This is a genomic window from Glutamicibacter sp. AOP38-B1-38, assembly GCF_052377485.1.
Lineage (GTDB): Bacteria > Actinomycetota > Actinomycetes > Actinomycetales > Micrococcaceae > Glutamicibacter.
The window spans coordinates 128,039-140,373 of sequence record NZ_JBQSWU010000004.1; the positions used below are offsets into that span (position 1 = coordinate 128,039).

General features: G+C 63.8%; 11 protein-coding genes. 8 read left to right on the forward strand and 3 right to left on the reverse strand.

Annotation, left to right across the window (positions count from 1 at the left end; genetic code table 11):
* The first annotated feature begins 47 nt into the window (after window positions 1-47).
* The 4 genes from ACT3TP_RS03795 (at window position 48) to ACT3TP_RS03810 (ending at window position 5,180) form a co-directional block, all read left to right on the forward strand.
* On the forward strand, window positions 48-1,814 hold the full coding sequence (locus ACT3TP_RS03795; protein WP_444619409.1) for a hypothetical protein: 1,767 nt from the start codon (window positions 48-50) through the stop codon (window positions 1,812-1,814).
* On the forward strand, window positions 1,814-2,722 hold the full coding sequence (locus tag ACT3TP_RS03800; protein ID WP_444619411.1) for a tetratricopeptide repeat protein: 909 nt from the start codon (window positions 1,814-1,816) through the stop codon (window positions 2,720-2,722). The genes ACT3TP_RS03795 and ACT3TP_RS03800 overlap by 1 nt, the downstream gene beginning before the upstream one ends.
* Before the next feature lie 152 nt (window positions 2,723-2,874).
* Window positions 2,875-3,633 carry an ABC transporter ATP-binding protein gene (locus ACT3TP_RS03805; protein WP_096283870.1) on the forward strand — a complete coding sequence of 253 codons (759 nt, stop codon included), beginning with the start codon at window positions 2,875-2,877 and terminating at the stop codon, window positions 3,631-3,633.
* Window positions 3,615-5,180: a transporter gene (locus ACT3TP_RS03810; protein ID WP_096283868.1), complete on the forward strand. Its 1,566-nt coding sequence runs from the start codon at window positions 3,615-3,617 to the stop codon at window positions 5,178-5,180. Before ACT3TP_RS03805 ends, ACT3TP_RS03810 begins: the two co-directional genes overlap by 19 nt.
* A 122-nt stretch (window positions 5,181-5,302) precedes the next feature.
* On the opposite strand, the gene ACT3TP_RS03815 is transcribed toward ACT3TP_RS03810, so the two are convergent.
* Complete coding sequence (locus tag ACT3TP_RS03815) at window positions 5,303-6,988, reverse strand: HNH endonuclease signature motif containing protein (protein ID WP_176484086.1); 1,686 nt, start codon at window positions 6,986-6,988, stop codon at window positions 5,303-5,305.
* Window positions 6,989-7,253: 265 nt separating this feature from the next.
* Here ACT3TP_RS03815 and ACT3TP_RS03820 point away from each other — a divergent pair, with 265 nt between their 5' ends.
* Complete coding sequence (locus ACT3TP_RS03820; protein ID WP_096283864.1) at window positions 7,254-7,505, forward strand: DUF3039 domain-containing protein; 252 nt, start codon at window positions 7,254-7,256, stop codon at window positions 7,503-7,505.
* 39 nt (window positions 7,506-7,544) lie between these two features.
* On the forward strand, window positions 7,545-9,311 hold the full coding sequence (locus ACT3TP_RS03825) for a DEAD/DEAH box helicase (protein WP_096283862.1): 1,767 nt from the start codon (window positions 7,545-7,547) through the stop codon (window positions 9,309-9,311).
* Window positions 9,312-9,373: 62 nt separating this feature from the next.
* On the opposite strand, the gene ACT3TP_RS03830 is transcribed toward ACT3TP_RS03825, so the two are convergent.
* Window positions 9,374-9,991, reverse strand: coding sequence for an isochorismatase family protein (locus ACT3TP_RS03830; RefSeq protein ID WP_444619414.1), 618 nt, complete (start codon window positions 9,989-9,991; stop codon window positions 9,374-9,376).
* Between the two features lie 58 nt (window positions 9,992-10,049).
* A complete protein-coding gene (locus ACT3TP_RS03835) occupies window positions 10,050-11,348 on the reverse strand; it encodes a nicotinate phosphoribosyltransferase (protein ID WP_444619416.1) in 1,299 nt (432 codons plus the stop codon).
* Between the two features lie 117 nt (window positions 11,349-11,465).
* Here ACT3TP_RS03835 and clpS point away from each other — a divergent pair, with 117 nt between their 5' ends.
* Both clpS and ACT3TP_RS03845 read left to right on the forward strand, forming a co-directional pair.
* Window positions 11,466-11,750, forward strand: coding sequence for an ATP-dependent Clp protease adapter ClpS (gene clpS / locus ACT3TP_RS03840; RefSeq protein WP_105570124.1), 285 nt, complete (start codon window positions 11,466-11,468; stop codon window positions 11,748-11,750).
* A gap of 5 nt (window positions 11,751-11,755) precedes the next feature.
* Entirely contained in the window at window positions 11,756-12,334 is a 579-nt protein-coding gene (locus tag ACT3TP_RS03845) for a DUF2017 domain-containing protein (protein WP_444619418.1), read from the forward strand.
* The last annotated feature ends 1 nt before the right edge of the window (window position 12,335 follow it).

Here is a 12,335-nt window from a genome sequence, read left to right on the forward strand (position 1 = left end):
TAGACTTGTGAAAGAACAGCTGTGACCGTTGGCGAATAGGTGAAGTCGTGCGAAAAGTTATCTCCGTGATCGCGATCCTGCTTGGGGCCGTTGCCCTGGTGGTAGGGATCGGACAGAAGACCTTTTGGGCTCCGCCCGAAACGGTCACCGCAAGCATGCCAGAATTTGAATCCGAGGCGCCGCTGACGGTTATCCAACCGTCGGTGCAGAACGCCAACGCCGAACCGGTCGAGCTGGTGATCAGCGCAGAGGGCGAATTCACCGCCTCGCTGGCGCGCAGCTACGACGTCGAGGCGTGGGTCGACGACGCCTCGCATGTGGAGCTGACCGGAGTGGACCGCGAAAACCACCAGCTGGTCGCCGAACTGCTCGACGGGGAGAAGAAGACCCCGAACCCGGCTGGCGATGACCTGTTCTTCGACTCGCAGAAGGCCGATGGCACAATGACCTACCGCTGGACCGCGCCGGATGACGGCGACTGGTCGCTGCTGCTGGCCGCCGATGGCACCAAGGCGGCGCCAACCGATATTTCGGTCACCTACGCCAACGACGATGCCATGCCTTGGGCGCTGCCGCTGATCATCATCGGCGCGCTGCTGCTCGTCTTCGGTGTGGCCCTGCTGCTGATGCGCGTAATCAAGCCTTCCAAGCCTGCACGCCGCGCCGAAGCGGCGTCCCCGGGCACCAAGGGCGGCTCGACCACGCAGAACTCGCTGGCCATGGCCGCGGTGCTCGCGTTGGCCGTGGGCGGAGTCAGCGTGCCGATGGCACCCTCGGAAGACCAGCCAGCCGAATCGGCCAAGGCCTCGGACTCCGCGAAATCCGAGGAATCGGAGCCGTCCGAGGAATCCAAGCCCGCCGACGACTCGAAGCCTGCCGAAGAATCGACGTCCGCGGAAGCCGAACCGGATAGCTACCCGGTGCTCACCGAGGAGCAGCTGCAGCGGATCCTGGGCGACGTGGAGAAGCAGATCGGCAAGGCCGACGAGAAGAACACGAAGAAGGACCTGGATGCCCGCGCTTCCGGTGCTTTCAAGGACCTGCGCACCAAGCGCTACGACATCCTGAACGACGACATCGAGATCGCCAAGCCGCTGGCGCTGAAGACCGCGGTGATTCGCTCGGCCGCCGTGCCGAATAGCTCCGAGGCAAAATTTCCGCGCGTGATCTCCGTGGTGACCGCAAAGGACTCGGATCCGGCCACCTTGCCAATGGCGTTGACCCTGAAGCAGGACAGCGCTCGCGATAACTACAAGGTCAGCTTCGCCGCGCAGATGCTGCCGAACTCGACCTTCCCGGGCATCGCGGTGGGCGACCCCTCGATCCAGCAGCTGGGCAACAACGCCGAAGGGCTGAAGGTCAAGCCGGAAGAGGCGCTCGACCAGCTGGCGGACGTGTTGACCAACGAGAAGTCCAAGCACAAGGGCAACTTTGCGGAATCCGAATTCATCAAGGCGATCCACTCGGGGCAGAAGAAGGAAAAGGAAGAAGCCAACGAGGCGAATGTGAAGTACTCGCGCTCGGTCACCAAGAATGACACGCAGGTGATTTCCACCCCCGATGGCGGCGCGATCGTCACCGGCCGGCTGAACCAGAAGGCAGTATTCGAGCGCACCGAGGATGCAGATCCGCTGGAGAGCGCCGACGAGCTGACCAAGAAGTTGCTTGGATCGAGCACCTCTACCGGTAACGTAGAGATCACGTACGCCGAACCGGTGATGATGTACATCCCAGCGTCCGGCAATGACGACAAGATTCAGCTAGTCGCCAGCGAGGTAGTGTTGCTGAGCGTCAAGCAGGCGGAGGAGAACTAATGACCGAACCACATATTCCCTCGGCTCGCGGAGCCATCGATTTAGGCTCCCTGGCCGCCAATGGCCCGCAGGCCACCGAGGAGAACGCACCCGGCGCGGCGGCTAGCTGGACGCTGACCCTGGACGAGGCGGCATTCCAGCAGTTTGTCGGGCTCTCCCAGCAGGTGCCGGCGATCGTGTCCCTGGGTTCGCCCCGCGTGCAGGTCTCCGCAGACCTCGACACCGCGCTGAAAACCCTCGTGGATCGCCGTGCCGGCAAGATGGTGCTCGGCCTGGTGGACGCGGAGAAGTACCCGAATATCGCCCAAGCGTTCAAGGCGGAGCAGATCCCGATGGTGATCGCGCTGGTCAACGGCCAGCCGGTCCCGCTCTTCCAAGGCCCGGCAGCTGCCGAGCAGATCGACCAGGTGCTCAACCAGCTGGCCGAACTGGGCGTGCAGCAGGGCTTGGCCGGGAGCGTTCCGGCCTTCTCCGGCGGAAGCGAAGAGCAGCCATTGCCGCCGCTGCACCAAAAGGCCGTGGATGCAATCGACGCCGGTGACTACGCCGCCGCCGAGGCCGCCTACCTTGAAGCGCTCAACGAAAAGCCCAACGATCAGGACGCCCAGGTCGGCGTCTACCAGGTGCGTTTGCTCTCCCGCACGCAGAGCCTGGAACTGAACGAGGCGCGAGCCGCCGCGGCAGAGAACCCGGATGATCTCACCGCGCAGCTGAACGTCGCGGATTTGGACCTGGTCGGCGGACATGTGGAAGACGCCTTCGCCCGGCTGGTTTCGCTGATCTCGCGGTTGGCCGATGAAGACCGCGAACGGATCCGCCGCAGGCTGATCGAGCTCTACGCGGTGATCGGCAACGCGGATCCGCGTGTGGCCGCATCGCGCCAGAAGCTGGCCCGCGTGCTGTTCTAAGCACCCGCAGCCCATGGCGGCCCACTCTCATTGCTCAGGCGATGAAAGTGGGCCGTTTTATTTTGCCTGAATGCTTCTACCACGGGCCTGGGCTACGAGATTAACTCCAAAGGATGATGCGTCTTGACTTGGCAGGTTGATATTCTCGACACATGAATAGCATGGCGCTCGAAATAAGGAACCTTGCCAAGCAATTTGGTGACAAGGTTGCGGTGAACAATGTCAGCCTCCAGGTGCCCGCCAAGTCCTTTTACGGACTAGTTGGCCCCAATGGCGCAGGCAAAACGACGATGCTTTCAATGGCGACCGGATTGCTGCGCCCGGATCAGGGCAGCGCGCTGGTCAACGGGGTGGACATCTGGGCGGAGCCGCACACCGCCAAGCGGACCCTGGGCGTGCTTGCCGACGGGGTGCGACAATTCGACCGGCTGACCGGCCGGCAGCTGGTGACCTACGCCGGCCTGCTGCGCGGCATGGACCGCGAGGAGGTCACCACGCGCACCGAAGACCTGCTGCGCGTGATGGATTTGAGCGCGGATGGAGACAAACTCGTCGTGGACTACTCCGCGGGTATGACCAAGAAGATTTCGCTGGCGACCGCGATGATCCACTCGCCGAAGCTGCTGGTGCTCGATGAGCCCTTCGAAGCGGTGGACCCGGTCTCCGCGGCGAATATCCGCGACATCCTCAACGACTACGTCGCCTTCGGCGGCACCGTGATCGTTTCTTCGCACGTGATGGACCTGGTCCAGCGCATGTGCTCGCATGTTGCGGTCATCGACGGCGGCGTGCTCAAGGCCTCGGGCACGGTGGACGAGGTACGCGACGGGATGTCCTTGGAGGACCGCTTCGTCGATCTGGTCGGCGGCCGTGGCACGAGTGAAGGGCTGTCATGGTTGCGTACATCCTAAAGCTGAAGCTGCGGCTACTGGCCAACGGCTTCAAGCGCAGCCCGTGGCAGCTGGCGGGCGTGATCTTCGGTGGGCTTTACGCGCTGGGCATGGTGGTGATGCTGTCGCTGGCCATGTGGTTTAGCGCCGATAACTTAGAGGCGCGCGGCTGGGTGAGCGTGCTGGTCGGTTCGGTGATTGTGCTTGGTTGGGCCGTGGTCCCGCCGATGATCACCGGTGTGGACCTGACCCTGGAGCCACAGCGCTTCGTCCACTTCGGCATCGAGGCCAAGACCTTGGCCCGCGGGCTGATCCTCGCCGGATTCATCTCGGTTCCGGCCATTCTGACGATGCTTGCGGTGCTGGGCTTTTCCACGATCTGGCGACTGGATCCATTGACGCTCATCGTTGGGCTGCTCTGCGCGATCGGCACCTGGGTGATGGCGATTCTGCTCTGCCAGTACCTGACGATCATGGCCACCGCGCTGCGCGCCAAGCGCCGTTTCCGCGAGCTGTCTTTCGGCGTGCTGTTCTTGCTGTTGATCAGCCTGGGCCCGATCATCACCACGATCGCCACCAACGTCGAATCGATCTTCGACCTGCTGATCCCCGCCACCAAGGTCCTTGCGTTCACCCCGCTCGGTGCCTTTGCAGCCGTACCAAATGACTTTGCCACCGGTCAGTTCGCGGCGTTGGGACTGCACCTCGCATTGGCGCTGGTCTACCTGGCCGGGCTGTATCTCTTGCTGACCCGAGCCACCGGCAAGGCCACGGTGACTCCGCCGGCCGCGCAGCGTGCATCGAGCGCGAAGGGATTGGGGTTCTTCAAAATCACCCCGGCCACGCCCAGCGGTGCGGTGGCCGCGCGCGCCCTGACCTATTGGTTCAAAGACCCGCGCTATGCGTTGAGCGTGATCATGGTGCCGATGCTCCCGATCATCTTTTACTTTGCCAGCGGAACCACGGGAAACTACTCCATGATGCTGCTGCTCGGTCCATTGATCGGCATTCTGATGGGATTCTCGATCTCCGCGGATGTCTCCTATGACAACACCGCTTTTGCGTTGCATGTGCTCACCGGTGTGACGGGCAAGGACGATCGTTTGGGCCGCGTGCTGGCGTGCTTCGCACTGGTCATCGTGCCGCTGGTCCTGGCCGCAGTTTTGCCGGCAGCGCTGATCGGTCAGCCGTGGCGTATTCCCGGCGATTTGGGAATGTCCTTAGGAGCGTTCCTGATTGCGTTGGGCGTCGCCTCGATCGCTTCGGCGCGATACACCTACGCGGTGCCGCTGCCGGGGGACAATCCGATGAAGACTCCGCCAGGCAATGGTGCCCGCGTGGCGCTGACTCAGCTGGCCACCTTTGGCATCATGGGTGTGCTGCTGATTCCAACGCTGGTGCCATATATCTTCGGTTGGGTGACCCAATCGATGCTGGCCGGATACATTACCGTCGCGGTCGGCCTGATCACCGGTTCCATCATGCTGTTCCTTGGGATCAAGATTGGTGGCAAGACCATGGACGCGCGTCAGCCGGAGCTGATGCAAGCGGTGCTGGTCAACCGCTAGACAGTCAACACTGCAACGCCCGTATCATTTGAACCGCAGAAATCTGGTTCGACTGATACGGGCGTTTTTGTGCTCGGGCGCTTGATTAGCGTGGGGCGGCGGAGGGCAGAGTCGATACGTGGTTAGTCCCAGTAAGCATTACGCCGTGGCAACTGCAGCGGATCGATATGCTTGGGCATAATCACGTGCGGCAACCCGTCGACCATCACGATCTTGATCCGCCCCGAATCCGCGTCCATATGTGCGCCGCGGCAGAGGCCGCCGAGATTGCTCAGCTTCGTCTCCCCGCCCAACCAGTAGGCCAGAATATGGTGGAATTCGATCTTCTCAGGCGGCTCGGTGCATCCAGGCACAATACACCCCCGATCACGCGCCAGCACGGCGCGTTTAAGTTTCTCCGGGACCAGCCGCTGAGCTCGGCCGTAATCGAGCAGTTCGCTCTTCGAATTGAACACCGCGGGGATGATGTCCGCTTGGCATAAGAGCCGTCTCAAATCCCCGGGTGGCAAATGCACCCCGTGCGCGGTGCGGGCATTGCCTGCGGCGAGATCATGCAAATCTTCGAGCTTCAAATGGACGAGGATTTCGGGCCTGATCCGTGAGCTTCCCTCCCCGGTGCCGTTGGGGAGCATGGTGAGGATGTCCATGAGGGCGTTCAGTGCGCGTTCGGGGACGGTGGCCACGGTTTCTGGGGTTTCTGGTTCCCATTTCGCTTCGTTGCCGACGCCCTCGGGTAGGAAGTCCGGGTATCCCGTTTCAGGTGTTGCAGTCTGCTCAGGTGCTAGCGCTTCTGTTTCTGGCTCCACTGCAAGCTCGGGTTCGCTGGCTGCAGAATCCGGGCTGGAAGCCTGCTCGGGGGCCCTAGTGTCCACCGGTGGCCGGTTGATGCGAGCCTGCGCGCCGGCACGGGTGCGTGAATTGTTGGACTTCGCAATCAACGAATCAAATAATTCACCTTCCACAGTGGAGACCCGGAGCAAGAATTCACGGCTCAACGAGTTTTTCACCGGCAACGCATAGAACCCACGCTGCAGCGAGGATCCGGTTGAGGTCCCTTCGGTGGTACTCACACTGGTGATCAGCTCGTTAACTTGTTTGTTGGTTTCAGACACACTTTGTCCGGCGGAGAGCAGAGTGGCTGCATGTTCTTCGACCGGGCGCCCATCGGCATGGAACAGGGTCGGTTCGGTGGCCGCACCGTCAAAGGTCAGGTCTTTTGGTTCGCGTTTTGCTAGTTTCTGGCTGGTCTCCCGCACCACAGCCGGATGAAGCGCCGGGTCCGGGGTGGCGAACAGGGTGGCCAGGTGGGTGAAGCGCGGTGGGACTTGGTTGCCTGCCATGTCTCGTCGGCCAATGAGGTCGCTCGCGTCGTTGATGAGCTTGTTCGCATCCGCGAAGGGGATGCGTATCCAGGAGGAGAGCAGCGCTGCGGGGGTTTGGAAGCTGGCTTTGCCCGGGCAGCGGATCGCCTCGCGGGTGGTGTCTGGCGGTTCAGCGCGGAGTTTGTCCAGTTCTGTCTCGTGCAGGGTGTGGGCGTTGGTGGCGGCCAGTCGGTCTGCGGCGGTGACGCGCATCCGGGCTGCTTCGTCTTCGAGCCTCTGGCCGGTGGTGGCTAGTTCCAGAGCGAGGCGAGGATCGGTGGTGGTGGAAAGGTGTTTGCGCAGGAAAGTGAACAGGGCTGCGCCGGCGTTGGAGAGAGTGCGCAGGGTTTCACCGCTGAGGTTTTCCGGCTCACTGGTAGCTGCGGTCAGCTCGGTGAGCGTCGCATGCAATTCGGTGAGGGCATCCTCATGGGCGGTGGTGTTCATGAGTCGAGTATGCGCGCGGTTGCGCGGATGACACTGGAGGTGGGGCCGACTGTGGATAAGGCAGACACACCCGGTGGCATCGGGGGTTTGAAATGCGCTGAGCCCGGAGGGGCAGGGCGGCGGCGGAGGCGGATAAAGGTGCTGGTTGCGCGGGTATTCATGCGCGTCCTGCCGGGGCGGCAGGCGAGTCAAGGGGAAGGCAATGTGGATAAGCTCCCATCGCCGAGGGTGCCGTGCCCGGCGTTGGCGTACTAGAATTGGTGGCATGGTGGAACAGTCTGAAGAAACCCGTGGTGGAACATCAACGATCGAGCGCACTGACACGAATCAAAGTGTCGAAGCCGGCGATCATGAGCGCTTTGCGCACTATGTGCAGAAGGAAAAGATCATGGAGTCGGCGCTGTCCGGCGAGCCGGTGATCGCGCTGTGCGGCAAGGTATGGACGCCGGGCCGTGACCCGAAGAAGTTCCCGGTCTGCCCCGAATGCAAGGAAATCTACGAATCCATGATGGGTTAAGTAGCGGGACAACCAGCAGGAACCATCGGGAAAAGGTAAATGACCGAGACACTTTTTGATTTTGGTGACAAGCTTCCGCTGGAAGACAAGCTCCCTCCGGCGTACCCGGAACGGGCGGCCTGGGGGACCGGGCCGAAGCTTCGCGCCTGGCAGGCCGAGGCGCTGGCAAAATACTTTGATGCCGAACCACGGGACTTCATGGCCGTGGCGACCCCCGGCGCGGGTAAAACTACCTTCGCGCTGCGCCTGGCGAAGGTGCTGGTGGATTCGGGCAAGATCAACCGGATGATCGTCGTCGCGCCCACGGACCACCTGAAAAAGCAGTGGGCCGATGCCGCGGCACGTGTGGGAATTGCGCTGGATCCGAACTACAAGAACTCTGATGGGCGGCACGGCTCGCACTACTTGGGCGTCGTGGTGACCTATGCGCAGGTGGCGCAGAAGCCAGCGGTGCACCGGGCGAAAACCGAAGGTGCGCGCACGCTGGTCGTGATGGACGAGGTGCACCACGCAGGTGACGCGCTCTCCTGGGGAGACGGCATTCGCGAGGCCTTCGAGCCGGCCACCCGCCGCCTCGCGCTGACCGGTACGCCGTTCCGTTCGGACGCGGCGCCGATTCCGTTTGTGCAGTATGCGGACGAGGGCGATGGCATCCGTCGCTCGAAGGCGGATTACACCTACGGCTATGGCAAGGCGCTGGCAGACCACGTGGTGCGCCCGGTGCTGTTCATGGCCTATTCCGGGGCGATGCGTTGGCGTACCGCGGCGGGCGAGGAGATGGAAGCCGAGCTCGGCGCCGGATTCACCAAGGATGTCACCGCGCATGCCTGGCGCACCGCCTTGGACCCGCACGGGGATTGGATTCCTTCGGTGCTGCGTGCGGCGGATCGCCGGCTTTCCGAGGTGCGGCGCACCGTGAAGGACGCCGGTGCCCTGGTGATCGCCACCGACCACGAGGATGCGCGCGGTTATGCCACCCAGCTGGAGGCGATCAGCGGCGAGAAGGTCACCACGATCCTCTCCGATGACCCGAAGGCCTCGCAGAAGATCGACGATTTTGCCGCCTCGGATTCGCGCTGGATGGTCGCGGTGCGCATGGTGTCCGAGGGCGTGGACGTGCCCCGGCTGTGCGTGGGCGTGTATGCCACTTCCACCTCGACCCCGCTGTTCTTCGCGCAGGCCGTCGGGCGTTTTGTGCGTAGCCGCAAGCGCGGCGAGGTCGCCAGCGTGTTCCTGCCCTCGGTGCCGGTGCTGATGGCGCTGGCCAACGAGATGGAGATCGAACGCGACCACGCGCTGGACCGCGAAGGGGAGAAGCTCGAAGACGGCCTGGACGACGCGTTCCTCGAAGAGGCGAATCGCGAGGAGAAAGCCAGCGACGAGCTGAACAAGGCCAAATTCGAGGCGCTGAACTCCCAGGCCTCCTTCGACCGGGTGCTCTTCGATGGCGGCGAATTCGGCACCGGTGCGGAGCTGGGCAGCGATGAGGAGCTCGGCTTCCTCGGGATTCCCGGTCTGCTGGACACCGAGCAGGTGTCCGCGCTGCTGCGCGAGCAGCAGAACAAGCAGATTTCGCGCGGGGCCACGAAGCCCGAACCGGTCAGCGACCACCGGCGGATGATGGACCTGCGCTCGAAGCTGTCGAAGAACGTTTCGGCCTGGGCCTCGCGCACCGGCGTGCCGCATGGGCAGGTGCACAACAAGCTGCGCAGCGTGTGCGGCGGTCCGGCGGTGCCCCAGGCGACCGCGGACCAGCTGCAGGCACGCATCGACAAGCTGCAGGACTGGTTCGTCGGGCGCAAATAGGGCCGGCGAACGTGCAACGGCGCCCCGCATCCTGCGGGGCGCCGTTGGCGTTTAACGAATGCTCAGGGCGCGGGGCTGAGCGGTTCCAACCCCAAGGTGAGCACGATGGCTCCGGCCTCGCGCAGCTGGGTGTAGACCGCGGGCAGATTCTCCGGGCTCACCGCCGCGGTCAGCGGGGCGAGCACGGTGGTGCTGAATCCGGCGCGGGCGGCATCCAGCGCGGTGGCGCGCACGCAGTGATCGGTGGCGATGCCCACGATATCCACCGTGGTGATGCCGCGCTCGCGCAACCAGTGACCGAGCAGGGCGCCGGACTCGTCCTCGGGCGCCGCGCCCGGATCCAGGACCCGGGCCTCGAACCCCGAGTAGGCGGCGGTGAAGCGGCCTTTGGCGAAGTGCGCGTCGACTTCCAGCGCGGCGATGCTTGGGTGCAGCTCCGCCCCTTCGGTTCCGGCGACGCAGTGCACCGGCCAGGAGTCGGCGAAGTCCGGGGCCTCGGAAAAGTGGGCTCCCGGATCGATATGCCAATCCTGGGTGGTGATGATCGCGCTGTAGGACTCGCGGCGGGCCATCACATCCTCGGCGATCGCGGCAGCGACGGCGTTGCCGCCGGCCACGGCCAGCGGGCCGCCTTCGCAGAAATCCGGTTGGACATCGACAACTAGCAGGGCTCGAGTCATGTTTTGCTCCTAATCATTGCGAGTGAATAGGGTTTTAACCATAATACTGCCTCGGCGCTCAGTCCTCGCGGATGATCGTCGGGATGACCGGCTCGCCGCGCTGGAGCTTGCGTGCCACCCCGGGCATTTCCTGGATCGAGGCGTGGTGGCGCGCCCGGGCCTTTTCCACGCCGGCCGCGCCGATGAAGGACTCATCGATCCGGCCCGCGGTGACGAAGGGCACCGAAAGCTGGCGCTCGGGCCCGCCGGTGCTGTACTCCTCGAGCGAGACGATCTCCGCGGTGGCACGGTTGCGATCGTTGAGCTGGCGGACCGCGTGCTTGCGCCCGCCTACGCTCGCCTTGTTCGCCGAGGCCTTCGCCACCGGAATCCAGCTGCCGGCCGAATCCTGCCGGGCGACGAGCTTGTAGACCATCGAGGCGGTCGGGTGCCCGGAGCCGGTGACCAGGGCGGTGCCCACGCCGTAGGAATCCACCGGTGCGCTGCCCAGGGCCGCGATCGCGTATTCGTCCAGATCCGAGGTGACGGTGATCTTGGTGTTCCAGTTGCCCAGGTCGTCGAGCAGCTCGCGCACCCAGCCGGCCTGCTGGACCAGGTCGCCGGAGTCCAGGCGCACCCCGCCGAGCTCGGGGCCGGCCACCTTGACCGCGGTGCGCACCCCGGCCTCCACCTCGTAGGTGTCCACCAGCAGCGTGGTGTCTTTGCCCAGCGACTGGATCTGCGCGGCGAAGGCCTGCTCTTCGGTGTCGTGCAGCAGGGTGAAGGAGTGCGCGGAGGTGCCCACCGTCTTGATGCCGTAGCGTGCACCGGCCTCCAGATTGGAGGTCGAATCGAATCCGGCGATGATCGCGGCGCGGGCGGCGGCCACCGCGGATTCCTCGTGGGTGCGCCGGGAGCCCATCTCGATGCACGGACGGGTGCCGGCCGAGGCGATCATGCGCGAGGCGGCCGAGGCGATGGCCGAATCGTGGTTCAGGACCGAGAGGATGTAGGTTTCGATCACGCAGGCCTCGGCGAAGGTGGACTGCACGGTGAGGATCGGGGAGTGCGGGAAGTAGAGCTCGCCCTCGGCGTAGCCGGTGATGTCGCCGGTGAACCTGAAATTCTCCAGGTAGTCCAGGGTTTGCTTGTTCACCACCTTGGTATCCGAGAGGAAGCGCAGCTGCGCGTCGCCGAAGTGGAAGTCCTTGAGGCCTTCGAGCAGGCGCCCGGTGCCGGCGACCACGCCGTAGCGTCGTCCCTCGGGCAGTCGGCGCGAGAAGGCTTCGAACACCGAGGGGCGGTGAGCGGCGCCGGAGGCGAGGGCCGCCTGCAGCATGGTCAGCTCGTAGTGATCGGTAAAAAGGCTGGTGAGCATGTGGTGCTCCTGATCGAAAAGTGGATGGACCGGCCTTTACTGTATAACGCCTCACGCTTGCGGTGATATTCACAACGCACCGCGCCTCCTGGCAAGATGGGGCGTAAAATGAGAATTATGACCGCTATGCCCGATGTAATGACGAACCCCGAGACCCTCAAGGCGCAGGATAAGGCCTGGCGCCTGATCGTGTGGAACGACCCGGTGAACCTGATGAGCTATGTCTCCTATGTGTTCCAGTCGTATTTTGGCTTCACCCGCGAGCGCGCCGAACAGCTGATGCTGCAGGTGCATAACGACGGTTTTTGCGTCGTGCGCAGCGGTGCCCGGGAGGCGATCGAGTCCGACGTGCATGCGATGCACGGCTTCGGATTGCAGGCAACCATGACCCAGGAGGCCTGAACCCCGTGGCAAAGGCCTTTAAATCCGGCGCGCGCGGAATCACCGGTACGCTGCACGCCTCGGAACGGAAACTGCTGCGCGAACTCTTCGGCGACGTGATCACGGTGCTCGAAGAACGCGCCGCGGTGCATGAGCTGCCCGAGGATATCGATCCGCTGTACGCGCTGACCGGGATGCGCCCGAAGAGCGCGGATCTTCCCGAACCATCCGATGCCGCGGTCAAGCGGCTGCTTCCGGATGCCAGCGAGGACAAGGCGGTGGCCGCGGAATTCCGCCGGCTGACCGAAGCGGATCTGATCGCCGAAAAGACTTCTTTATTACGCGAGGCCCAGCTCTTGCTGGAAACCGAGAAGCTGGTGCTCCAGATCCCGGCCGCCCAGCGCTTCGCGCGGGCGTTGAACGATGTACGCCTGGTGCTCGCCGAGCGGCTGGAGATCCGCGACGAGGCGGATTCGGAGCGCATCGCCCAGCTGGTCGATGCCGCGGCCGTGCAATCGCCCCAAGAGTATCTGGGGTTGGTGTACAACCTGGTCTCCTGGGTGCAGGACACCTTGATGCAGGCCCTGATGAATGCGGAGCGCTAGG